Genomic DNA, 23,546 nt, shown 5'->3' with positions numbered 1-23,546 from the left:
TCACCTAACTATGGTCCTAAAGAAGCTAATTCTATTACTTAAAACTATAAACCACGGGCTCGATTTAGCCCGTTTAATTGCCAAAAAACAGCCCCCAACAATATTTTAGTAATAAAAAAGCGCCGCGAGGCGCTTTTTGGCAAGTAATACAACAAATTCAAATAACTACTGTTTGCTCACCAGCAGCAAACCCGCGCGTCCGGCGACCACGGCCATCACCAACAATGGCAAGGCCATGAGGATGGCCAATTGCTCGCTACTCGATAGTCCACTTAATGCCAGCAACGCCACTAAACTGGCTGAGCCGGTCATCTGAATAAAGCCAAGTAGAGCCGCAGCGGTGCCCGCCCGCTCTGCAAAAGGCGCTAAGGCGCTGCCCGCCCCCACCGCAATTAACAAGCAGAAACCCACGCTACACACATAAATGGGCAACATAAAGGCCAAGGGATGGGCAAATTGCTGGCTAGAGATTAAGCCCAGCGCCGCTGCCGCCATCAAACCGGCTCCCAACCATAAGCCTTGGTTTTGCCCCAAGCGCTTAATCAGCGATGGCGCGACAAAAGCTGCAATAATATTAAGCAAGGCATTACTGCCAAACCACAAGGCGTATTGAGCGCTAGACAGCTGCATGTCCACCATCAAGCGCCCCGGAGATTGGGAAACATAGGCGATGATCATCGCCATAGCCAACATCACCAAGCTAGCGTAATAAATAAAAGCCGGAACCCGCAATACACTGAAATAACGAGACCACGAGAACAAGCGCCCCTTGGCAACATGGGCCGCATGTTGGGTTTCTTGCAAGCCGAACAATAAGAACAAACCCACCAGCAAGCCATACAGCCCCATAAACCAGAAGTTTGCCGACCAAGACCAATAGTGAGTAAGCACTCCGCCCAATAAAGGAGCCAGCGCAGGAACGATGCAAATAACGCCATTTAGGTAGCTAAACATGCTTTTCGAGCGCTCCGCCCCATAGACATCTCTGACCCCGGCAAAGGCCGCCACCGACAAACAACTGGCCGCCAAACCCTGAACTAAACGCGCCAGCATCAAGCAACTGAAATCCACAGACAGCGCAGCCACCACTGAGCCCAACAGATAGAGCAACGCCCCCAGCAAGGCGGTGGGACGTCGACCAAAGCGATCGGCCAGCGGCCCTACAACTAGCTGGCCAACACCAAAGGCGAACAAAAATACTGGAATGGTTTGCGTCATCCAGTCCAGAGGTACAGCAAAAGCCTCCGTCATTTGCGGGATCGCCGGCAAGAAAATATCTATCGCCAAAGGTGAAAATAACACCATTAACATGAATAAGGGCAAGGGCTTAGTGGTAAACGACATGTTGGACTCCTGATACAAGCGAGCCATTGTAAGTGCCTAGCAATATGAATCATAATGATGTTTTGGCACAAGATTTAGTCCTAAGAGGAATATATGCCAACGTCCTATGACCTCAATTTACTGCGCGTATTATTATGCCTACTCGAAGAGCGCAGTGTTTCCCGAGCCGCTGAAAAGCTCTGCTTAACTCAATCTGCGGTAAGCAAGCAATTAGCCAAGCTCCGCTTACAACTGAACGACCCGTTGTTTGTGCGCCATGCAGGTGGCCTCAGCCCCACACCTAGGGTGCGCAACTTAGCTCCCACACTACGTCAATGGCTACAAACCGCCAATCAAATGCTTGAAGCCGAAGGCTTTGAGCCTAGCAGCAGCCAGCGCAGTTTTCGTTGCAGCGTCAATGAAACCTGTTTTGCCACACTCTTGCCGCGCTTCTTTGGCAAACTAAGCCGTCTAGCGCCAGGGCTGAAATTGGCCACTCACAAACTGAGTGCCGGCAGTATTGAGGGCTTACAGCACGGTGAATACGACTTCGCCATCCTCACTCGTGACAACGACCCGCGCGCCCCCAGCCACCTGCAAGTAAAACACTTACCCAAACAAGTACGCTGCTTGGAACTCTATCGAGAAGACCACGTTTGCTTGGTACGTAAAGGCCACCCGGTGCTGCAACAAGCGTGGGATTTAAACACTTATCTCCAGCAGGCCCATTTAAGCTGTGAATGTGAAGTGGGAGAACGTTGGCTGCTGCACACCGTGCTAGCCGAGCAAGGCTTACATATAGAAAACAGTACGCTTACCGCCGATTTTTTTGCCGCCACCATGCTCTGTCAGTCCAGCGATTTAGTCTTTACCTGTACCCGTAGTTTCGCCCAAGAAGTGGTGAATACCCACAAATTAGCCCAGCTCCCCCTACCCGTTGAGATGGCTCCTTTTAGTTACCTACTAGCTTGGCCGGAACACCTTGAAGAAGATCCCGCCCACCGCTGGTTACGCCAGTTAATCCTTGAATACTGCCAAGGCTAAGCGCGGCTAGTTCTTGGCTAGACCCAAACGCTTCGCCAAGGGTTCGATAGCCGCGCCTTGAATCAATACCGAGTACAAGACCACAAAGAACACCATGTGTACCATCTCTAAGGCGCCATTTACTCCCGCGGCGGCGGGAATTAAGGCAAACACGATGGGAGTGGCGCCTTTCAGGCCGATGCTAGAAATAAACAGCCGCTTCTTCCAGGAAGCTCGTATAAAGGGCAGATAACATAATTGTACCGCCAAGGGCCGCGCGACCAGCATCAAGATAGCGCTGGGAACAAGCGCTTGCCAAAAGACCCCAAACAACTGCTGCGGGAAAATTTGCAAGCCAAGAATAACAAACATCACCGCCTGAGCGAGCCATGACAAGCTGTTAAAAAAGTGCTTGCTCACTTCTCGCCCGCGCTGCAAACCATTACCAATTAATACCCCAGAGACATAGCAAGCAATTAACACATTGCCGCCCAACAGCTCGCTACCAAAGCTAGCAAAAATAAAACAGGCCAAAACAAACACCGGAATTAGGCCATATTCCGGCAAACTAATGCGGGCCAGCGCCAAGACACAAACCTTGCCAACCACCACTCCAATCAGCAATCCTCCTACTAGCTGTAAGGCTAAGGTTTGACTGATCTCCAAGGGATTAATGGCGACATCGGGAAACAAAGACAACTGTGTTAATATCACCACCATAATCAAGGCCACCGGGTCATTGGTGGCTGATTCAAACTCCAATACCGTATCGGTACTCTCTTTCAGTTTGAGTTTCTTTGATTCAAGAATCGAAAATACCGCAGCGGCATCGGTAGAAGACAACACCGCAGCAAACAACAGGCAGTAAACAAAGTCATAATCAAATAATAGATAAAACACCACGGCAAAAATCAACGAGGTGAAAATCACCCCAACAGACGACAGCACCCCGCCTTCTTTATACGCCACCTTAATACTCTGCAAAGGCGTATTAATTCCCCCGACAAATACAATCACGTTTAAGGCAAAGCCGCCCACCAGCGAGGTTGAGCTAAGATCGTCATAAATAAAACTAAATTCGCCGTTACCGATGGCCAGACCAACCCCCATGAAAATCAGCAGTGAAGGGATGCCAAGGGTGCGCGAAGGGTGATGCAGTAAGATCCCCAAGGCAATAAGGCCAGCTAGGCCCAATAAAACTAACTGATAAGACATCGCGCACTCCATAAACCAACCACGGTTAGCCATATAATAACCTTTAGCAGCCGTCTGCATAGGCTAATTTAGGGCTGATTTTTCCTCTTCAATGCCCTTATTGATTTTCTTAATTATCATACATTTGTGACATAAGTTTAGCGACAAGCCAGAGCGAGTGTGCGAAGCTATGAGCCGGCCAGCTCTAGGAGGAACATTCATGGCAACGCTGTCGTTTAAATTAAAACTTTTCATCACCATTAGCTTGGTTTTCATCGCCATGCTCGCCTGCATCGGGCTATTCGCTGCCCCCACATTGAGCCTGGAGCAAGCCACCGCCGCCAGCGCACTTAATGCCAACCAACTGCAAAACTTATTTGCCGAGCAAGCCGCGGCAGCGCGCAACAAAATGCTGCTGAGCTCGCTAGTGATAGCGATCGTCGGCCTAGCGCTAATCGCGATGATAGTGCAAAGCTTTATGCGCACCCTCAGCCAAATCACTCGACGCATCAGCTACCTTGCGGGAAAAGATGGCGATTTAACCATGCAGCTTGAGGTGAATGAACACCAAGAGTTAATTGAAATGAGCCGTCAATTTAATAACTTTACTGAAAAGTTACGTAACATCGTCAATCAATTACAGCAGCAAGCGGCCCAACTAAACATCGGTTCAAAAAATTTAGCTAAGAATGCCGAGGCCGCCGGTCAAGCAGGCCGAACTCAAAGAATTGATACCGACAATGTGGCCGCCGCTGTTAACCAAATGTCTTCTTCGGCCAGTGAAGTGGCAGAACTGGCCAATAGTACCGCCAGCAACGCTCAACATGCCGAGCAACAATTGTTGCAAACCCAGCAAGAGTTCCAACAGTCAGTTGAGCAAATTCGCAACATTGCCAATAACATGCAGGGCATTAGTCAGCGAATTAGCCAAGTAGCGGGACGCAGCCAAGACATTAATAGCATCCTCGAAACCATTGGCGGCATCGCAGAACAAACCAACCTGCTTGCGCTAAATGCGGCCATTGAGGCGGCTCGCGCCGGTGAGCAAGGCCGCGGCTTTGCAGTGGTAGCCGACGAAGTAAGAAACCTAGCGGGACGCACCCAAAGTTCAACCGAAGAAATTAACCAATTGATCCAAGCCTTGCAAAATGATGTGAGTGCCACCGTGGATTCCATCGCCTCTAGCCGAGAGCAAGTCGACCATACCGCGCTCAATACCGAGGCCAGTTATCAACAGCTTAACGAGGTGGTCAGCAGTATCGCGGCGATTAATCAACATACCGCTCAAGTGGCTACCGCCGCCCACCAGCAAAGCCATGTTAGCGAAGAAATTAACAGCAATATTAATGGCATAGGCGAGGCGCTAGGGGTACAAAACCAATTGGCCCATGATATCGAAAACATCAGCGCTGAACTGTCGAGCATTGCCCAGTTGCTCAACCAACAGCTATCCACCTTAAAGGCCTAAAGCCGCTCGCAAATGCCTGTCGTAAGCCTTTACGACAGGCATTTACTACTCGCCCTTATAGTTCGTGAAGCACCCCACCCTTTAGCGTTGATCTCTAAGCTAAACTGATAATAACGCGTCTATTTATTTCCCGCTCACCACTTGGGGAGGTTACCCGCATGACCATTAGCTTACAGTTTTTTGGTGCCACCGAAGAAGTCACCGGCTCCTGCCATTTACTCAACTTAGGTGATAAGCAAGTATTACTCGACTGCGGCCTGATTCAAGGCAGTAAAAGTGATGCAATGCGTAACTTTGATCCCTTTCCTTTTGAGCCCTCGCAAATCGATGCGGTGATCCTCAGCCATGCCCATATCGATCATTCTGGGCGGCTTCCGCAATTGGTAAAAAACGGTTTTAGCGGCCCCATCTACACCCATAAGGCCTCGGCTGAACTGTGTGAAATCATGCTTAAAGATGCCGCCATGTTGCAAAAGCGCGATGTAGAGCGCCTCAATAAGAAACGCATAAAACAGCAACTGCCTCCTTTAGAACCCTTATTTGACGAGCAAGATGTACTGCGGACCGTAAAACAATTTGTGCCGCTTAATTACGACGAGCAAATACAGCCATTGCCACAGCTAAAGCTTCGTTTAAACGATGCCGGGCATATTCTAGGTTCAGCATTAGTGGAACTGTGGTTGCTAGGCATCAACAAGAAGATTGTCTTTAGTGGCGACTTAGGTCGCGAGGGCATGCCCATTCTCAATGACCCTGTGGCCATTGAAGAAGCCGACTTAGTATTAATGGAAAGCACCTACGGCAACCGGCTACACCGCTCGTGGCAGCAAACCATCGATGAGTTAGCCGAGATATTCGCCGCTACCATCAGCGGCGGTCGCGGCAATATTTTGCTGCCCGCCTTCTCGGTGGGGCGTGCTCAAGAGCTGCTCTATTTATTTCACCTATATGCTAAGCAATGGGATCTTTCTCGCTGGAAAATTTGCCTCGATAGCCCAATGGCGATAGAGGCGACCAAGGTTTACTTAAACAACTACCCAATAATGGATGATGACTTTAAGCGCTTTACCCGCCAGCACCCAGGAGAGCACCCCTTACTGTCGAATGTAGAATTTATTCAAACCACCGAGCAGTCCATGGAGCTGAATGAGATTAGCGAAGGTTTGATCATTATCGCCGGCAGTGGCATGTGCAACGGTGGGCGGATCCGCTGTCACTTGGAGCACAACCTATGGCGTAGTGAATGTGATGTGATTATTTGCGGCTATCAGGCGCTAAGCACCCCCGGAAGAATGTTAGTTGATGGTGCCTCCCAACTCACCATCAATGGCAAGCCGGTTAAAGTGGCGGCCTCCATTCACACCGTCGGGGGCTTGTCGGCACATGCCGACCAAGAGGAACTCATTCATTGGTATCAACAATTTAAATCGGCACCACCCTTGCTATTGGTACATGGTGAACCAGAAGCTCAGCAGGGCTTAATCGAAGCCATTAAAGCCAGCTCGATACGCCAACCCAGCTCGCTACTGGCGGTGCAGCGTGGTGATAAATTGGCCTTAGACAGCTTACCCGAACTGGTTTGGCTACCTTGAAACAGGAACAATATAGCGATAAACGCTAATAAAATGACAAGCACAGCCGGCCACCACAAATAGATGCCAAATAGCATGGGTATAAGCCTTGTGCTTGGCCACATAAAATAGGGCGCCAATACTAAATAACACACCGCCAAGCAGTAAATAAGCGAGGCCTGCCGGTGGAATATGTAAATACATCGGATAGGCCAACGCTAGCGCCAACCAGCCCATCACCAAATAAGTACCTAGCGACAACTTGGGAAAACGCACGCCGGTAAGCAGCTTAAAGGCGATGCCTACAGCGGCTAATAACCAAATCACCAGCATCGAGAGCCAAGACAGCCAACCATCAAAGGCCAATAACAAAATAGGTGTATAAGTTCCGGCAATCAAAAGATAAATAGCGGCATGGTCAAACAATTTTAGCCGTGCCTGCCAACGAACCTCGCTCACAGCATGGTATAAACAAGAGGCCAAAAACAACAAGGCCATTGAGCCACCATAAATGGCCACCGCCGACACAGCTAAGCCGCCTTCCGCTTTGGCTAATAATAAAACGAGGCCTAACAGCGCCCCCATAAAACCCAATAGGTGTGATAGCACGTTGAGTAATTGTTCAGTTTTACTATAAGAACTTGACCCAGCCATCGGTTTTCCTTGGCGAGAATAATAACCTTAGCTTAAGCCTTCAGCGTACACTTGTACACTGAAATTAATTAACACTTATGACCCAGTAAAATTAAGTCAAAAAGCCCAATAGCTGAGCTAGCTCAATCATCCAGCTGCGATGTTTAACGGCTATCATCTATACTCAAATGGCAGGGTTGAAAAGCAAAGAGGCCCCTATGACTCAACAACTTGCTCTAAGTGCCGCCAAAGCCTTAGCCATTAGTGAACACCTAGACCAACTGCAATTTCGCGACTTACTAAGAAACATTAGTGAGGATCCCCAACTGAAGCAATTTGCCCCCGACGGGGTTTGTCATATCGACCCACGCAACGGTAATTTAATCATTTACAACTCGGCGCGCGCCAAACGCATTCATACCACCGCCAAACCCACCCAAACCAGCCAAGATGACTATTGCCCGATTTGTGATGGTAAAAGCGCCGACATTTTGGACATTGCGGAACATAGCGAAGGCTTTACCTTCATCAATAAAAACCTCTACCCCATTTTTCACCCAATCGAGCAGATCCCCAAAGAAAACGCCGACTATTTTTTACATCAAGATCCCTTTCACACTGGCCGTGCCTCCTATGGCTTTCACCTCTTACAGTGGACCTCATCCTTACATCATCGCGATTGGCATAACATGCCCTTTGAAGATGCCCTAATTAGCTTTCAGCGCTTGGCTCAATTGGAAAAGGATCTACTGCATCAACCCAGTGATTTCATGGCCAGTTCAGAAACGCACCTTAAACAGCAAGACGTGGTGAGTGGCTATGTCTCGATTATTAAAAACTATGGCGCCAGCGCTGGCGCGTCCTTGGTTCATGGCCACCAACAAATCGCCTATAGCAATATTTTACCGCAGCACTTTTTTAATAATTTGCGCTTTCGCCAGCGCCACAATAAGGCCTTCAGCCAATACATGATTGAGGAAAACCCCAAACAGCTGCTAATCAAAGACTACGGCGAAATGCAGCTAATGGTGCCTTATTTTATGAAACGCCCACTAGATATGCTGCTAATCGTGAAAAACAGCGAACATCGCTATTTACATCAACTCACTGCGCAAGAACAACAGCAAATGGTTAAGGCCATTCAACAAACCATCGCCGCTATTTTGGCTCTAATGGAACAAATGGGCCTACCGCCCGCCTACAACATGATCGTCAATAATGGTCCCGGTTGCGGCTTGTATTTAGAATTTTTACCGAAAACCCAAATGATGGGAGGTTATGAACAAATCGGTCTATTTGTGTGTCAAGCCAATGCCAGCGATTCAGCCCAGCTACTAAGGCAAGAGATCTTAACGTCTGAGCATACGCCCGCTGATGCCAGCGCCAACGGGCAAACAGAATAAGCACTAAAACTCGCTACTCGGCAAACGGCGGATCCTTAGAGCAACAGCGTCACCAATCCCTAAGCCAGCAATACCAGCGGCAAATTATCATTTGTTGCTTGAGTTATGTGAACAGAATAGGGCAAAATTTCCTTAAGCTCTTATTAACTCGTGAATCAAACTTTGCTAACAAATAGCCAAACCTTGCAACACCATTTTGAACGCCTGAAAGCCAACAAACTATTTGAACTGTTTGTTATTTCGGTGATCCTCGTTTCAGCCTTGCTGATTGGTGCCAAAACCTATCCCCTACCACCAAAAGTCGTCACCGCTACGGTGGTACTGGATTACTTAATCACCCTGTTTTTTGTCGTAGAAATCAGCATCCGCTTTATCGCCGAAGCCAATAAAAAACTGTTTTTTAAGAGTTTCTGGAATGTCTTCGACAGCTTAATCGTGCTGGTTAGCCTAGTACCTATAGAAAACTCAGAGTTGGCCGTAATAGGCCGCTTGATTCGAGTATTTCGAGTGCTACGGATGGTCTCGATTATTCCTGAGCTGCGGATTTTACTGACCTCGCTGGTTAAGGCACTGCCGCAACTGGGCTATGTGATGCTGCTGATGTTCATCATCTTTTATATTTATGCGGCGATTGGCAGTACTTTATTTGAAACCATTAACCCAGAGCTGTGGGGCGACATCGCCATCTCCATGCTCACCCTATTTCGGGTGATGACCTTCGAAGATTGGACCGATGTGATGTATGAGACCATGCAAGTCTATAGCCTTAGCTGGATCTACTTCCTCAGCTTCATCTTTCTCTCGGCCTTTGCCTTTCTTAACATGGTAATTGGCATCGTGGTGAATGTGATGGAGCAAGAACACGCCAAAGTTCGTCAAGAAGACCAGCTAGCCGCCGGTACTCAAGAACCCAGCTTGCGCGAATTACAACAGCAATTGGATGAAATAAAACAGCTGCTTAAGCACAAAACTTAAACGCTAGTAGCGAGTACTCTCTAGCTAACCTACCCGCTTAACGCTCGCGTAAGCGGCCAAGCGTTAAGTAAGCATGGGAGGAAATAGGATACTCAGTATTGCTCAAGTTATTCCCCTTTATGGTGGGGTTGTTAACGCCTGCTTTATTTTTTCCGGGTGCAAGCAATTGTTAGACCAGAATAACCATTATACTGTATGCTATTTTCGCCACAGCATCATGGGTGCTGCATTGGGTGATAACTTGGTTAATGCCACCCAATCGTGACCATCACCAAAGGCATCCTCAATATACCAGTCCATTCGCACAAATAAGTCTTGATAGCCATCACGATTGAAGTCTCCTCGCGCCACCACCACATAATTTACTACTATTCCATCATAAGATACTTTAACACTGTGCTCGCCGGATTCTATCAAGGTCAAGGTTGATTCATGCTCAGCCAAATTTCCACTGCGGCCATGTAAGCCTTGGCCACCGAGGTAAGGAATGGACGTAGAAGGGAATGTTTTGAGTAGTGACAAATCGAATGTTGGTGGCCAGTAACTAACCGCATTTTCAGGTGCACCATAAAAGCGCTTTGCCGCCTCGCAGTCGGATTTAAGCAAATCCCAACGCGCAAACTCCCTTTCTGCTATTTTACTATCACCTTGGAACGATACCTCTAAACAGTTTTTAACTCGAACGATATCACCATCAATACCTGAATATGCGATATCAAACTCTAAGTCGTAAGGGTTGGCTCCAATTGAATCAATGCCTTTGAAATCATTCACGTTATACCAGCGCGCTTCCTGCTTTGCTGCCTCTGTTTGTGTGTTGGTTGTTTGGCACGCGTATAAGACCAAAACTATTGCGGCAATTGGAATGCAGAACAAAGTTTTTAGCTTCATAATTATATCCTTATGGTGTTTTTGGCTTTTTGTTTTGTGCGGCTTTAAAGAGGTCAAATACATACTTGTTTCTTATCGGTGAAATACCGATTCGATTACTCTGCTTGGCAGCATTAATCCAATTTTCTGATTTTACAAATCCATTGAATTTGATGTATTGGTTTTTGAGTTTGGTAATACCCAGATTGAACACCATATCAAACAAGGCTTTTTGCACTTCGGTGGGCATGGCATCAAAGGTTTTATTGAACCCGTTAACCGTGGTGTAATAGCCAGTGAGTTCTTTGTAAAAAGATTGGATGTGCTTATCACGCTGTGCATTGATATCTGCGTCTTTCATTATCAGTGTAGTGTGCTTCTTGAATGAGGACGCTCCGTAACTCCTGCCAAAGGGCTGTTTTTTTATCGCATCGTATTCGGCATTCTTTTCGGCTGCGGTTGCTAATATGAGTAGATTGTTGGCACCTTTTTTATACATTGTGACAGTGCTCATCGCCGCTTTGTTTGGTACCATATGGCCTATACCGACGGTGACCTTGCCGACCGTATCCAAATACAAATGCGGGATACGCCCTTCGTATTTTTCAATGTTTTTACTAACTTCCGTTTTTACTATTGTACTCAATGGCATTAACTATTTCCTTTTCTAGATTTTAAATTGCTTTTGATGTGTAGGGGTTCACCGGTTAATTTACTGGTCTAACAACTTATTAAGAGGAAAATCAAGATTATCACCTTTCCTAAGCAACATCAGCCACCTAGCTCGATAAATAATAAAAGCATCAGCATGAAAATATGCAAGCCTTTGTGGAGAGTATTTGGTACTGGTCGATTTACAGAGTTAGCTGATAGTGCAGATTTCGCCCTGACGGCGACGTCATTAAGCTTCAACGAGAAAAGCTTAGCTAAGCAAAAAGAAAGCTCGCCCTGCATTATCTTTATCCTGTGTTCAAGCTTACAAAGCGATGCTTTGTTTAAAGCCAAGCTTTCACCTAGTCCCTAGCGCGCCTGCGCAACTCGCTACGCTCAAACAGTGCTCGGCTTCACCGCTTGTCAACGGCGTTGCTCGGCGATAATGAAGGGATTTAAAAGCATTGAGTAAAGTGTTTACTGGTGGTGATGTTTTAAGCGACAAATTCGCAGAGTGTTGAAAAGCAAAACTAAGCTGAATGGCTACCAGAATATTTCCCCATCATCTTCGCCGAGTAGCGCAAATGAACAAGGGATTAAAGTTGAAGTCTGTTTGAGCGTAGCGAGTTACTTCAACGCCCTTGGGCATGAGCAACGCAGGATCTAAGAAGATGCGGGGTGGCCTTTCTTTTGTATACTTTTCTTTGGCCAGCAAAGAAAAGTATATCGCCGTAGGCGAAAGCTTTTGCTATTTAAAAACGCATGAAGCCACCGCTGGCGAAAGTTCTTATTTTATAAACATTCAAATGGCTTAAAACCCAAACCATTAGATAAACGCTAAACCCAACAAAAAAGGCGCTGTTCAACAGCGCCTATTAATGGTGAAACAAAACCTTAGATCTTGAAGGTTTTCACCTTACTTTGTAACTCTTCAGCTTGCTTTCTTAACTCCTGTGACTGAGCCAAGTTTTCACTTACCCCTTCGGTTAATTGGTCACTTACATCTTTAATCGATACGATGTTTTGCGAAATTTCACCGGTCACATGGGTTTGCTCTTGTGCTGCTGTAGCAATTTGCGTTGCCATATCACTGATCACCGATACCGAATTAGTAATCTCTGCTAAAGCGTTAGATGCTTTATCGGCATCTTCCACCGAGCCACCCGCGAGTCGAGAGCTACTTTCCATTAAGGCAACAGCGCGGTCGGTAGTTTTTTGTAGAGTCTCAATGGTGCTCTTAATTTCTTCGGTAGAGGTATGGGTGCGTTGTGATAATACTCGCACTTCATCGGCTACCACGGCAAAACCGCGTCCTTGTTCACCGGCACGGGCCGCCTCAATCGCTGCATTTAAAGCTAACAAGTTGGTTTGCTCGGCGATGCCCTGAATGGTCGACAATACCGTGCTAATTTCTACCGCATGCTTGCTAAGTTCCGCGATAACTAGGGCCGCTTCATTCACCTCATCGGCCAAGGAGTTAATCGAGTTTTTCGTATTCATCACTAACTCATGGCCACTACCTGTGCTATGGGTTGAGTCCTGCGCGGCTTGAGCGGTACGGTCTGCGTGCGAGGCAATCTCTTGAGTCGCCGAGGCCATTTCGGTTACTGCGGTAGCCACCATGGCAATTTCTTGCTGTTGGCCTTCAATCTCAGCAACCGACTGGGTCGCACGTTTACTGCCAATATCCGATTGCTCGGCGAGCTGATTAGATTGCTGCTGAATATGGCTGATCAATTGCTGTAAGGTCGCTACAAAAGTATTGAAGTTACTGGCTAATTCGCCCACTTCATCTTTAGCATCAATTTCAATGCGCTGGGTTAAATCACCATTACCCTGAGCGAACTGCGCCAAGGCCGCTGATACTGTAGCCAAAGGCCTAAATAGCACATTACACAATAGGCTGAATAAAATCACACAGCCTGCCACAACCAACAGCGTCACAATGATTTGCCCTAACACGGCTTCGTATAGGGGCGCTACTAGCGAGTCATAGTCAATCACACTCACGGTAATTAAAGGTTTGCCACTAATGGCGCTAGCAAAAATAACGAACTCTTTACCATCAATAGTAATTAAGCGCGAGCGCTCTGAAGAAGCCGCTTGTTGTATCTCGCTAAAATTAAGCCCCAACTGGGCGATACTTTGATTTAACAACTTGGCATCGGGGTGGACAAATACATTACCCTGCTTATTCACAATAAACATGTAGCCTTCACCCGGCAAAATCACTTTATCCAAGCTGTTAAGAATATCGGTAATCTCTACATCCGCTCCCAATACCATTTGCTTGCCATTCAGCTTTATCGCCTTACCTAAAGACACCACATTGGCACCAGTTGCCGCGGCCACCGTGGGGTTATCCATAAAGACTTGCTGAGGTGCCTTTAAGGCATTGATATACCAACCCCACTTACGCGGGTCATCGTTACCCGGTGGCAAAACAACGCCATTAGCATTTTTTTGTGAGCCGTCGGGATAAGCCAGAAACACGTTATCAAAGGCGGCGGCATCTCTTACCTGCGCCAAATGCGCCACTATCTGTTCTTCTTTTGCTTCTTCCGATATAGAGCTTAAAGAACGTTCTTTGGATAATAGCCAGTCACTTACATATTGATTGTAAGATGCCGAGGCACTCATCAAGCGCTGTTCCACATCAAAATCCAAGCGTTCTGACGCGGCACGAAATGACAACGCCTCCACCAGAAAACCGCCTAGAATAATTGCTAAACTTGCCGACACCGCAAGCTTGATTTTTAAGGACCAACTTTTAAACATGGGCTTTCCTTTTGCCAATACTGATAACCATTCACTACACAGCAGTAAACCAAACCGCTTACCAAGGATTTAACTATAGCAAGCAGAATCATTTACACTTGTGAACTACCAAGCCTTATTGCATCAAGCTGCAAATTTATTGCTAAAAATCCAAGCGACATAAAAAACCGCCTTAAAGGCGGTTGTTTTATGTACAAATTTAGGCTTAAACACTCATCCAGCGCTTAACGTCGGCTTCATCCACCTCGGCTTTGCTGCCTTGCAACACCACGTTGCCGCAATGAAAAGTGACTGCCGCTCAAAAAGGCCCCAACCATCAACTGCTCAGTCACTATTGACAAAAAAGACACTATAAAATAGCATGCTTGCTCACTTATCATCCAACTATTCATCACATCGGAAGTGCATTGCTTGGAATGAACCCAATACTTATTCGTAAGCTCATAACTAAAAAATCGGCTTGGCTAATCACGCTGATTATCCTTGTTTTCATGATTATTCAACATCAGGAGGTACAAGCCGTGTTCGGTATAGGCATTATTAAGCAAGATGTGGAAATGTCACCCGAGATAAAAGGGCGTTTAACTGAGAATGGAGAGCCTATTGTAGGAGCAACCATTGCACGCACCATTGTTTACGATGGTTACAGAAAGGGACAAGAGCAACTACAACACACGGTTACTGATGATGACGGCCAATTTTCTTTTCCAAAGATGATAGTTAAATCTCGTTACCCAAAAGATATCTTAGGTCAAAACTCACGCGTCAGTTTGGGGATCTATACGGAACGAAATAATCAATTGTATCAATTATGGTACTCATCAAGTAGCTGGATGCCATTAGCGAAACCAGTCGCTACACAACTCACTAAATTAAATTGCGATCTCAGCTATCAAGAGATGCAATATGAATTTGATACAGCTGATTTTTCTGACGAAAAGAAACAACTTGTAATCTCTATCAGCAAGTTAAATAGCCAATGGATCAGTAATTCATTTGCAATAAACGAATAGGAGTTAGAACTCGTTATGACAAGTATTTCACCTAGTATGGCTTCCGAGTTAGCGTTAACCGCTTATGGTACTCAACATCATCATAAAGGGTCACGACTTGTTATTGATGGAGCTATTAGAGAGCATTTTAGCTTTAACTCAAATGATGTTATTCAAGGCACCTCCGGTGGCCTATTCTGGCGAAAGCAAACGGGTTTTGTGCTATTAGGCAAGGGGAAAAGTCAACAATACAAAAACGACCATGTTATCGCTATTCGTGGTACGAATAACGCTGCAGACGTGCTTACCGATATCAGCTCTCACACTACCGGTAGCGACAGTGGCAGCAGCGTGCATATTGGTTTTCAACGAAGCTTCTCATCGTTTAAACCTGAGTTAGCAAGCTACTTACGCCAAGCTAAAACAAGTGGTAACAGCATAATTCATTGTATTGGGCACAGCTTAGGAGGAGCCTTGGCTGGCTTAACCGCAGATTGGATTAAAGCAAGCCCTGAATTTAAAGGCAAAGTCTATTTATATACTTTTGGCGCTCCGCGAGTAGGGTTAAACGGTTTCGCGACAAAAACCACCGGCAGAGTTGATAAAATATTTCGCTGTATCCATGGCGCAGATCCTGTCCCTAAAATTCCAGTCTGGCCTTTTTATCACGCACCAATTACCGGGGCAGAATATTTATTAGAGCGAACCCAAGATATTCGCTTATCCGCTCATTCAATGATTACCGGGCCAGGCTATATCAATACAGCCAATCAACAATCTTGGGATAATGTTTACAGTCAAACCGTGGCTAACCTACGCAAACGAGTCGTACTTAATTATCAACACCGTATACATACTACCTACTCCGCTGGCTGGGCAGATAAAATTGCCGCAGCTATCGTGACCCTATTAGTTGATGGCGGTTTCGCCGCGACCGTTGGAGCCTTACAAGCATCAGGAGCCGCAATTGGTACCGTTTACGATGTGATGGCGAAATCGGTTGCCACTATTGCCAAAATGAACGCAGAGCTTCAAGACCGAGTTAAAGGTCTACTCGGCTGTATGCTGGTTTATGCCGGCAAGGGCGCGAACTACGCCATTAAATACACCGAGCAGTTCATTCGCTGGGTATTTAACATTACTATTGCCCGCATTTATGCAGCGGCAAGACAAGCCTTAAAACAGCAATAATATTTGGCTTCGTTTATCCGAGTGAGCGCAAATCCAGCCATAAAAATGTATGGTCCGCCTCGTTATTGCAATGATAATAATTTTCGATAACGGGGTTGGTTATGCGCTAATGTATTCGGAGTCTAATTAGGCGCTCTCGCCACCTGCTCCACGATGAGTTCCGCGCTGGATTATCCTCAAAAAAGCCGAAAGCTTTTATAAGCTGTTTTTTATGTCAGGTTTTAATCCAGTGGTTCTACCGTTTTCGTCATCTCTATTCTCATTGCAAACTCGGTGCTAACGCCTTACTGTTAAATGCTTGTTTCGTCTTCATGACTGCCCAGGCTATTCGGGCAAGCTTGTTAGCCAATGCAACGGTGACAACATTAAATGGCTTAGTCGCTCGCAAGTTTATCAGCCACTCCCCATAAACCTTACCTGTCTTATCCGGCCTCGACATCACGGCTCTGGCGGCATGAATAAACAAGGTTCGAAGTGCTTTGTTACCTCGCTTACTTATTCCTAATAATTTGGGCTTACCACCTGTTGAGTATTGCGCTGGAATAAGTCCTAACCACGCTGCCATGTTTCTACCGTTTTTAAAATCAGTAGCACTGCTGATGTTGGCAAGACAAAGACTTGCTGTCATATCTCCAATACCCGGTATGGTTTTCAGGAGTTGACCTATCGAGTTCGTTTCAACCAGTTGCTTTAGCTTTTTATCTTGTTTCTCAATGTTGCCATTGAGAAACAGGTAATACTCATGCAGCTCCATTAGCTCTTGCATGAGTAACATTGGCAGCACCTGCCTTTGCTGAGCAAGCCAGTTGAACAGTTGCTTCATCACGCTATGGCCTGTAGGAAGAGCAATACCAAACTCCAGCAGTAATGAACCGATGCGGGACATGCAGGCCGTTCGGTCTTTGATATAGCCGTGTCTCGCCTTATGAATTGCTGAAATAACTTGAGCTTCTTCTGACTTTACGCTGACAAAGCGCATATTAGGTCTTATTGATGCTTCACATATGGCCTCTGCATCAATGAAGTCATTCTTATTACTTTTAACAAAGGGCTTTACATATTGCGGAGGGATTAATCTGACTTTATGTCCCATCAACTCACATTGCCTGCCAAGCCAATGCGCACCGCCACAAGCTTCGAAAGCAATGGTGCAGGCTTTAATTGGTGAAGATAGTGGACTAATGCTGAACGAGAAAACTTTTTACGGATAACTTGGTTATCAGAATAATCACGGCCTATCACGTGAAAAGATGATTTGCCTAAATCGATACCAAGAACTTTAATTGTAGACATGATGGTTCGCCTCTTTGTTTGCCAAACTCTAAGACTAGCTTAGAGGTGAGGCGGACCATCTAATTAAACCGCTCCTTAGAGCGGCTTTTACCAGTGAAAATAAGTGCGATTAAACACTCATCCAGCGCTTCACGTCGGCTTCATCCACCTCGGCTTTGCTGCCTTGCAACACCACGTTGCCGCAATGAAAAGTGACTGCCGCTCAAAAAGGCCCCAACTATCAACTGCTCATCCGCTATTGACAAAAAAGACACTATAAAATAGCATGCTTGCTCACTTATCATCCAACTATTCATCACATCGGAAGTGCATTGCTTGGAATGAACCCAATACTTATTCGTAAGCTCATAACTAAAAAATCGGCTTGGCTAATCACGCTGATTATCCTTGTTTTCATGATTATTCAACATCAGGAGGTACAAGCCGTGTTCGGTATAGGCATTATTAAGCAAGATGTGGAAATGTCACCCGAGATAAAAGGGCGTTTAACTGAGAATGGAGAACCATTGGCCAATGTAACCATTACTCGCCGCTTTGCTTATGAAGGCTACAGAAAAGGAGAAGAACAACTGGATTACACGCAAACGAATGTAAATGGTGAGTTTTCCTTTCCTGAAATAATCATTAAGTCTCGTTATCCAAAAGATATTTTTGGGCAGAACGCTATGGTTCACTTGGCTGTTTACCATGAAAAGAATGAAAAAAAGTACCAACTTTGGAGAAGTTCAAGTCCTTGGCTTCCTCTTGCCACGCCGGTCGCCATGATGCTCATCAATCTTAATGGAGAACTAACCAATAAAGAGATTCACTATGAGATTGATACAAGCGCTTTTTCTGAAGTCAGAATGCAAATCGTGTCATCCATTTGCTATTACCCAGACCACTTAAACGTAGCTTATTACGGTGATGATTTAATATCTTCATTTAGTGATCTCAAACATTTAGCCAATTAGAGACCTACCTATGTCAGCCATTTCGCCTCAAATAGCTTCTCGTATAGCAGAAACAGCATACTCTGTTGAACAAACAATAAGCTCGCCAATTGATATTCCCAGAGCTGTAAGCAAACATTTTAGCTTTAACTCAAATGATGTTATTCAAGGCACCTCCGGCGGTCTATTTTGGCGTAAGCAAACGGGTTTTGTGCTGCTAGGCAAGGGGAAAAGTCAACAATACAAAAACGATCATGTTATCGCTATTCGTGGTACGGCTAACGCTGCAGACGGTCTTACCAATATCAGCTCTCACACTACCGGTAGCGACAGTGGCAGCAGCGTACATATAGGTTTTCAACGAAGCTTCTCATCGTTTAAACCTGAGTTAGCAAGCTACTTACGCCAAGCTAAAACAAGTGGTAACAGCATAATTCATTGTATTGGGCACAGCTTAGGAGGAGCCTTGGCTGGCTTAACCGCAGATTGGATTAAAGCAAGCCCTGAATTTAAAGGCAAAGTCTATTTATATACTTTTGGCGCTCCGCGAGTAGGGTTAAACGGTTTCGCGACAAAAACCACCGGCAGAGTTGATAAAATATTTCGCTGTATCCATGGCGCAGATCCTGTCCCTAAAATTCCAGTCTGGCCTTTTTATCACGCACCAATTACCGGGGCAGAATATTTATTAGAGCGAACCCAAGATATTCGCTTATCCGCTCATTCAATGATTACCGGGCCAGGCTATATCAATACAGCCAATCAACAATCTTGGGATAATGTTTACAGTCAAACCGTGGCTAACCTACGCAAACGAGTCGTACTTAATTATCAACACCGTATACATACTACCTACTCCGCTGGCTGGGCAGATAAAATTGCCGCAGCTATCGTGACCCTATTAGTTGATGGCGGTTTCGCCGCGACCGTTGGAGCCTTACAAGCATCAGGAGCCGCAATTGGTACCGTTTACGATGTGATGGCGAAATCGGTTGCCACTATTGCCAAAATGAACGCAGAGCTTCAAGACCGAGTTAAAGGTCTACTCGGCTGTATGCTGGTTTATGCCGGCAAGGGCGCGAACTACGCCATTAAATACACCGAGCAGTTCATTCGCTGGGTATTTAACATTACTATTGCCCGCATTTATGCAGCGGCAAGACAAGCCTTAAAACAGCAATAATATTTGGCTTCGTTTATCCGAGTGAGCGCAAATCCAGCCATAAAAATGTATGGTCCGCCTCGTTATTGCAATGATAATAATTTTCGATAACGGGGTTGGTTATGCGCTAATGTATTCGGAGTCTAATTAGGCGCTCTCGCCACCTGCTCCACGATGAGTTCCGCGCTGGATTATCCTCAAAAAAGCCGAAAGCTTTTATAAGCTGTTTTTTATGTCAGGTTTTAATCCAGTGGTTCTACCGTTTTCGTCATCTCTATTCTCATTGCAAACTCGGTGCTAACGCCTTACTGTTAAATGCTTGTTTCGTCTTCATGACTGCCCAGGCTATTCGGGCAAGCTTGTTAGCCAATGCAACGGTGACAACATTAAATGGCTTAGTCGCTCGCAAGTTTATCAGCCACTCCCCATAAACCTTACCTGTCTTATCCGGCCTCGACATCACGGCTCTGGCGGCATGAATAAACAAGGTTCGAAGTGCTTTGTTACCTCGCTTACTTATTCCTAATAATTTGGGCTTACCACCTGTTGAGTATTGCGCTGGAATAAGTCCTAACCACGCTGCCATGTTTCTACCGTTTTTAAAATCAGTAGCACTGCTGATGTTGGCAAGACAAAGACTTGCTGTCATATCTCCAATACCCGGTATGGTTTTCAGGAGTTGACCTATCGAGTTCGTTTCAACCAGTTGCTTTAGCTTTTTATCTTGTTTCTCAATGTTGCCATTGAGAAACAGGTAATACTCATGCAGCTCCATTAGCTCTTGCATGAGTAACATTGGCAGCACCTGCCTTTGCTGAGCAAGCCAGTTGAACAGTTGCTTCATCACGCTATGGCCTGTAGGAAGAGCAATACCAAACTCCAGCAGTAATGAACCGATGCGGGACATGCAGGCCGTTCGGTCTTTGATATAGCCGTGTCTCGCCTTATGAATTGCTGAAATAACTTGAGCTTCTTCTGACTTTACGCTGACAAAGCGCATATTAGGTCTTATTGATGCTTCACATATGGCCTCTGCATCAATGAAGTCATTCTTATTACTTTTAACAAAGGGCTTTACATATTGCGGAGGGATTAATCTGACTTTATGTCCCATCAACTCACATTGCCTGCCAAGCCAATGCGCACCGCCACAAGCTTCGAAAGCAATGGTGCAGGCTTTAATTGGTGAAGATAGTGGACTAATGCTGAACGAGAAAACTTTTTACGGATAACTTGGTTATCAGAATAATCACGGCCTATCACGTGAAAAGATGATTTGCCTAAATCGATACCAAGAACTTTAATTGTAGACATGATGGTTCGCCTCTTTGTTTGCCAAACTCTAAGACTAGCTTAGAGGTGAGGCGGACCATCTAATTAAACCGCTCCTTAGAGCGGCTTTTACCAGTGAAAATAAGTGCGATTAAACACTCATCCAGCGCTTCACGTCGGCTTCATCCACCTCGGCTTTGCTGCCTTGCAACACCACGTTGCCGCGATCTAATACGGTGTAATGGTCGGCCAAGGCCACTGCAAAATCAAAATATTGCTCCACCAGCACTATCGCCATCTCGCCACGGTCGCGTAGCAAGGCTAATACCTTTTGAATGTCTTTGATAATCGAGGGTTGAATACCTTCGGTTGGTTCGTCCAGCATCAATAGCTTAGGGCGCATAATTAAGGCGCGGGCGATTGCCAGCTGTTGCTGCTGACCACCCGATAAATCGCCGCCGCGGCGACTGAGCATTTGCTTGAGTACCGGGAACAAACGAAAGATCTCATCGGGAATAAAGCGCTCCGACTTAGGCAGCACCGAAAAACCGGTTTTTAGGTTTTCCAATACGGTTAACTGACCAAAAATTTCCCGCCCCTGCGGCACTATAGCAATGCCCTGTTTAGCCCGCTGCGCCGCCGACATCTTGCTAATGTCTTTACCATTAAACATGATGCTACCAGCACTAATGCTTTGCTGCCCTGCGAGCGCTTTTAATAAGGTGGTTTTGCCCACCCCATTACGCCCCAATACACAGCTAATCTTGCCCGGCTCAGCACTTAAATCCACGTTGTAAAGGGCTTGGCTGGCGCCGTAATAACTATCAACTTGAGAAAGTTCTAACATTTTGCCTCCTAGCGCCCTAAGTAAACTTCAATAACTTGTTGATTTTGTTGCACCTGTTCTAGGCTACCCTGAGCCAATACCGAACCTTCATGCAACACCGTTACTGGGCAATCTAGCGCTTTAACAAAATCCATATCGTGCTCTACCACCACCAGCGAATGCTTCTTCGCCAGCTCTTTAAATAACTCGGCGGTGAGTGCGGTTTCTTCGTCGGTCATGCCCGCTGCGGGCTCGTCAATCAGTAGCAGCTGCGGCTCTTGCATGATCAGCATGCCTATCTCTAACCACTGTTTTTGCCCATGCGACAACGCGCCAGCCAACCAGTCTTGTTTGTCGGCCAAGCGGATTAACGCAAGGGTATCGCCAATCTTCTTATTGTCGCTAGAGCTGAGCTTGTGAATCAGAGACTCAAAAACCCCGCGCCGACCAGCCAAAGCCAGCTCTAAGTTTTCAAACACCGTGAGATTTTCTATCACCGAGGGCTTTTGAAACTTGCGACCAATACCGATGTTGGCAATTTCCGCTTCATCGTGTTGGGTCAGATCGATATCGTTTTTGAAAAATACCGTGCCTTCATCGGGGCGTAATTTACCGGTAATCACGTCCATCATGGTAGTTTTACCGGCTCCGTTGGGGCCAATAATGGCGCGCATTTGCCCCGGTTCTAGAATCAATGACAAACTATTGAGCGCCTTGAAGCCATCGAAGCTCTTAGTTACACCATCCACATAGAGAATGGTGTCTTGTGGAATATGTACACTACGCATTGTTTACCGCTCCTTTGGCTGAAGGTTCAGACTGAGATGAAGACGAACTAGGCTCTGACGAAGCTGACGAAGTCGGCTGCGCCGCCATAGCTGCACGCTCTTGGCGTTTAGCCTTGATGCTGCCATACAAACCCACCACCCCTTTAGGTAGCCACAGCGTAGTAATCACAAACAAAGCGCCTAAGAAGAACAGCCACAGTTCAGGGAATACCCCAGTAAACCAAGACTTACCAAAGTTCACCAATAGTGCCCCGAAGATCGCCCCAAACAACGTACCGCGACCACCTACGGCCACCCACACAATGCTTTCAATGGAGTTAAGTGGCGCAAATTCGCCCGGGTTAATAATGCCCACTTGCGGTACATATAAGGCTCCAGCAACACCGGCTAGCATTGCCGATACCACAAATACAAACAGCTTGAAGCGCTCGACACGATAACCGATGAAACGCGTGCGGCTTTCGCTATCACGCACCGCAATCAATACGCGCCCCAACTTAGAATTCACGATCCAGCGGCATAGAATGTACGCGCCCGCTAGCGCCAAGGCACTTAAGGCAAACAACACTGCACGAGTGGAATCGGCCTGTAAGTTAAAGCCAAGTATGTCTTTAAAGTCGGTCAAACCATTGTTACCGCCAAAGCCCATGTCGTTACGGAAGAAGGCCAGCATTAAGGCGTAAGTTAGTGCCTGAGTAATAATTGATAGGTACACCCCGGTAACGCGAGAGCGGAAGGCCAAGTAACCAAACACAAAGGCTAAAATACCCGGCGCTAAAAACACCATTAACATGGCAAAGGGGAACATATCAAAGCCTAGCCAATACCAAGGTAATTCTGACCAATCGAGGAACACCATGAAGTCGGGCAATTCAGGGTTAGCATATACCCCACGGTCACCAATCTGGCGCATCAAGTACATGCCCATGGCATAACCGCCCAGAGCAAAGAAGGCCCCGTGGCCCAAGCTAAGAATGCCGCAATAACCCCAGACTAAATCCACCGCTACCGCTAGCAAGGCATAACACAGGTACTTGCCTAGCAGAGTGACCCAGTAAGAGCTCAAGTGTAGAGGATTCTCCGGGCTTAGCGCCAAACTCATCAAGGGCACTAAGATGGCTGAAACTAACAAAGCCAGCAACATCGTATTGCCTACTTTGTCTTTAACTAAAAATCTAACTAATAGAGACTTTGGCATGAC

Annotated in this window: 18 protein-coding genes and 2 pseudogenes; 9 read left to right on the top strand and 11 right to left on the bottom strand. The window is 46.3% G+C overall.

What is annotated here, in order from left to right:
* Window positions 1-165 precede the first annotated feature (165 nt).
* On the bottom strand, window positions 166-1,344 hold the full coding sequence (locus tag AR383_RS14165; RefSeq protein ID WP_055733719.1) for a multidrug effflux MFS transporter: 1,179 nt from the start codon (window positions 1,342-1,344) through the stop codon (window positions 166-168).
* A gap of 93 nt (window positions 1,345-1,437) precedes the next feature.
* On the opposite strand from AR383_RS14165, the gene AR383_RS14160 reads away from it, so the two are divergent.
* Entirely contained in the window at window positions 1,438-2,367 is a 930-nt protein-coding gene (locus AR383_RS14160; protein ID WP_055733718.1) for a LysR family transcriptional regulator, read from the top strand.
* A gap of 6 nt (window positions 2,368-2,373) precedes the next feature.
* Here the strand turns inward: AR383_RS14160 and AR383_RS14155 are convergent, their stop codons facing one another.
* Complete coding sequence (locus tag AR383_RS14155; RefSeq protein WP_055735058.1) at window positions 2,374-3,561, bottom strand: potassium/proton antiporter; 1,188 nt, start codon at window positions 3,559-3,561, stop codon at window positions 2,374-2,376.
* Between the two features lie 199 nt (window positions 3,562-3,760).
* Here AR383_RS14155 and AR383_RS14150 point away from each other — a divergent pair, with 199 nt between their 5' ends.
* Window positions 3,761-5,008 (top strand): methyl-accepting chemotaxis protein, encoded by a 1,248-nt coding sequence (locus AR383_RS14150; protein ID WP_055733717.1) that lies wholly within the window; start codon window positions 3,761-3,763, stop codon window positions 5,006-5,008.
* Window positions 5,009-5,166: 158 nt separating this feature from the next.
* Window positions 5,167-6,600 (top strand): MBL fold metallo-hydrolase RNA specificity domain-containing protein, encoded by a 1,434-nt coding sequence (locus tag AR383_RS14145; protein WP_055733716.1) that lies wholly within the window; start codon window positions 5,167-5,169, stop codon window positions 6,598-6,600.
* Here AR383_RS14145 and trhA read toward each other — a convergent pair.
* On the bottom strand, window positions 6,592-7,233 hold the full coding sequence (trhA, locus tag AR383_RS14140) for a PAQR family membrane homeostasis protein TrhA (protein WP_055733715.1): 642 nt from the start codon (window positions 7,231-7,233) through the stop codon (window positions 6,592-6,594). The genes AR383_RS14145 and trhA overlap by 9 nt on opposite strands.
* Window positions 7,234-7,430: 197 nt before the next feature.
* On the opposite strand from trhA, the gene AR383_RS14135 reads away from it, so the two are divergent.
* On the top strand, window positions 7,431-8,615 hold the full coding sequence (locus AR383_RS14135) for an HIT family protein (RefSeq protein ID WP_055733714.1): 1,185 nt from the start codon (window positions 7,431-7,433) through the stop codon (window positions 8,613-8,615).
* A gap of 150 nt (window positions 8,616-8,765) precedes the next feature.
* Window positions 8,766-9,590, top strand: a complete 825-nt coding sequence (locus AR383_RS14130; protein ID WP_229711219.1) for an ion transporter — start codon at window positions 8,766-8,768, stop codon at window positions 9,588-9,590.
* Window positions 9,591-9,788: 198 nt separating this feature from the next.
* On the opposite strand, the gene AR383_RS14125 is transcribed toward AR383_RS14130, so the two are convergent.
* From AR383_RS14125 to AR383_RS14110, 3 genes are all read right to left on the bottom strand, one after another.
* On the bottom strand, window positions 9,789-10,481 hold the full coding sequence (locus AR383_RS14125; RefSeq protein WP_055733713.1) for a hypothetical protein: 693 nt from the start codon (window positions 10,479-10,481) through the stop codon (window positions 9,789-9,791).
* A 10-nt stretch (window positions 10,482-10,491) separates the two neighbouring features.
* A complete protein-coding gene (locus AR383_RS14120) occupies window positions 10,492-11,112 on the bottom strand; it encodes a hypothetical protein (RefSeq protein ID WP_055733712.1) in 621 nt (206 codons plus the stop codon).
* An 893-nt stretch (window positions 11,113-12,005) separates the two neighbouring features.
* A complete protein-coding gene (locus AR383_RS14110) occupies window positions 12,006-13,889 on the bottom strand; it encodes a methyl-accepting chemotaxis protein (RefSeq protein ID WP_055733710.1) in 1,884 nt (627 codons plus the stop codon).
* 416 nt (window positions 13,890-14,305) lie between these two features.
* On the opposite strand from AR383_RS14110, the gene AR383_RS14105 reads away from it, so the two are divergent.
* Both AR383_RS14105 and AR383_RS14100 read left to right on the top strand, forming a co-directional pair.
* Complete coding sequence (locus tag AR383_RS14105; RefSeq protein WP_055733709.1) at window positions 14,306-14,902, top strand: DUF6795 domain-containing protein; 597 nt, start codon at window positions 14,306-14,308, stop codon at window positions 14,900-14,902.
* A gap of 15 nt (window positions 14,903-14,917) precedes the next feature.
* Window positions 14,918-16,072 (top strand): lipase family protein, encoded by a 1,155-nt coding sequence (locus AR383_RS14100; RefSeq protein ID WP_055733708.1) that lies wholly within the window; start codon window positions 14,918-14,920, stop codon window positions 16,070-16,072.
* A gap of 259 nt (window positions 16,073-16,331) precedes the next feature.
* On the opposite strand, the pseudogene AR383_RS14095 reads toward AR383_RS14100, so the two are convergent.
* Window positions 16,332-17,365 (bottom strand): annotated as a pseudogene (locus tag AR383_RS14095) (IS110 family RNA-guided transposase).
* Window positions 17,366-17,685: 320 nt separating this feature from the next.
* Between AR383_RS14095 and AR383_RS14090 the strand changes: the two are divergent.
* Entirely contained in the window at window positions 17,686-18,318 is a 633-nt protein-coding gene (locus AR383_RS14090) for a DUF6795 domain-containing protein (RefSeq protein ID WP_055733707.1), read from the top strand.
* Between the two features lie 10 nt (window positions 18,319-18,328).
* A complete protein-coding gene (locus AR383_RS14085; RefSeq protein WP_055733706.1) occupies window positions 18,329-19,480 on the top strand; it encodes a lipase family protein in 1,152 nt (383 codons plus the stop codon).
* Window positions 19,481-19,739: 259 nt separating this feature from the next.
* On the opposite strand, the pseudogene AR383_RS14080 reads toward AR383_RS14085, so the two are convergent.
* The 4 genes and pseudogenes from AR383_RS14080 to urtC all read right to left on the bottom strand — a co-directional run bounded on the left by AR383_RS14080 (window position 19,740) and on the right by urtC (window position 23,543).
* Window positions 19,740-20,773, bottom strand: a pseudogene (locus tag AR383_RS14080) (IS110 family RNA-guided transposase).
* Between the two features lie 109 nt (window positions 20,774-20,882).
* Complete coding sequence (gene urtE / locus AR383_RS14075; RefSeq protein ID WP_055733705.1) at window positions 20,883-21,578, bottom strand: urea ABC transporter ATP-binding subunit UrtE; 696 nt, start codon at window positions 21,576-21,578, stop codon at window positions 20,883-20,885.
* A gap of 8 nt (window positions 21,579-21,586) precedes the next feature.
* Window positions 21,587-22,345: an urea ABC transporter ATP-binding protein UrtD gene (gene urtD, locus AR383_RS14070; RefSeq protein WP_055733704.1), complete on the bottom strand. Its 759-nt coding sequence runs from the start codon at window positions 22,343-22,345 to the stop codon at window positions 21,587-21,589.
* Window positions 22,338-23,543, bottom strand: a complete 1,206-nt coding sequence (gene urtC, locus AR383_RS14065; protein WP_055733703.1) for an urea ABC transporter permease subunit UrtC — start codon at window positions 23,541-23,543, stop codon at window positions 22,338-22,340. The genes urtD and urtC overlap by 8 nt, the downstream gene beginning before the upstream one ends.
* Window positions 23,544-23,546 lie beyond the last annotated feature (3 nt).

It is taken from the genome of Agarivorans gilvus, from assembly GCF_001420915.1.
GTDB classification, from domain to species: Bacteria; Pseudomonadota; Gammaproteobacteria; order Enterobacterales; family Celerinatantimonadaceae; genus Agarivorans; species Agarivorans gilvus.
The sequence above is the reverse complement of the archived record's forward strand: the minus strand, read 5'-3'. Positions and strand labels throughout refer to the sequence as shown.

Bases quoted from the DNA above. Each gene is read 5' to 3' on its own strand.
- AR383_RS14165 (WP_055733719.1), bottom strand. From the start codon at position 1,344: ATGTCGTTTACCACTAAGCCCTTGCCCTTATTCATGTTAATGGTGTTA.
- AR383_RS14160 (WP_055733718.1), top strand. From the start codon at position 1,438: ATGCCAACGTCCTATGACCTCAATTTACTGCGCGTATTATTATGCCTA.
- AR383_RS14155 (WP_055735058.1), bottom strand. From the start codon at position 3,561: ATGTCTTATCAGTTAGTTTTATTGGGCCTAGCTGGCCTTATTGCCTTG.
- AR383_RS14150 (WP_055733717.1), top strand. From the start codon at position 3,761: ATGGCAACGCTGTCGTTTAAATTAAAACTTTTCATCACCATTAGCTTG.
- AR383_RS14145 (WP_055733716.1), top strand. From the start codon at position 5,167: ATGACCATTAGCTTACAGTTTTTTGGTGCCACCGAAGAAGTCACCGGC.
- trhA (WP_055733715.1), bottom strand. From the start codon at position 7,233: ATGGCTGGGTCAAGTTCTTATAGTAAAACTGAACAATTACTCAACGTG.
- AR383_RS14135 (WP_055733714.1), top strand. From the start codon at position 7,431: ATGACTCAACAACTTGCTCTAAGTGCCGCCAAAGCCTTAGCCATTAGT.
- AR383_RS14125 (WP_055733713.1), bottom strand. From the start codon at position 10,481: ATGAAGCTAAAAACTTTGTTCTGCATTCCAATTGCCGCAATAGTTTTG.
- AR383_RS14120 (WP_055733712.1), bottom strand. From the start codon at position 11,112: ATGCCATTGAGTACAATAGTAAAAACGGAAGTTAGTAAAAACATTGAA.
- AR383_RS14110 (WP_055733710.1), bottom strand. From the start codon at position 13,889: ATGTTTAAAAGTTGGTCCTTAAAAATCAAGCTTGCGGTGTCGGCAAGT.
- AR383_RS14105 (WP_055733709.1), top strand. From the start codon at position 14,306: ATGAACCCAATACTTATTCGTAAGCTCATAACTAAAAAATCGGCTTGG.
- AR383_RS14100 (WP_055733708.1), top strand. From the start codon at position 14,918: ATGACAAGTATTTCACCTAGTATGGCTTCCGAGTTAGCGTTAACCGCT.
- AR383_RS14090 (WP_055733707.1), top strand. From the start codon at position 17,686: ATGAACCCAATACTTATTCGTAAGCTCATAACTAAAAAATCGGCTTGG.
- AR383_RS14085 (WP_055733706.1), top strand. From the start codon at position 18,329: ATGTCAGCCATTTCGCCTCAAATAGCTTCTCGTATAGCAGAAACAGCA.
- urtE (WP_055733705.1), bottom strand. From the start codon at position 21,578: ATGTTAGAACTTTCTCAAGTTGATAGTTATTACGGCGCCAGCCAAGCC.
- urtD (WP_055733704.1), bottom strand. From the start codon at position 22,345: ATGCGTAGTGTACATATTCCACAAGACACCATTCTCTATGTGGATGGT.
- urtC (WP_055733703.1), bottom strand. From the start codon at position 23,543: ATGCCAAAGTCTCTATTAGTTAGATTTTTAGTTAAAGACAAAGTAGGC.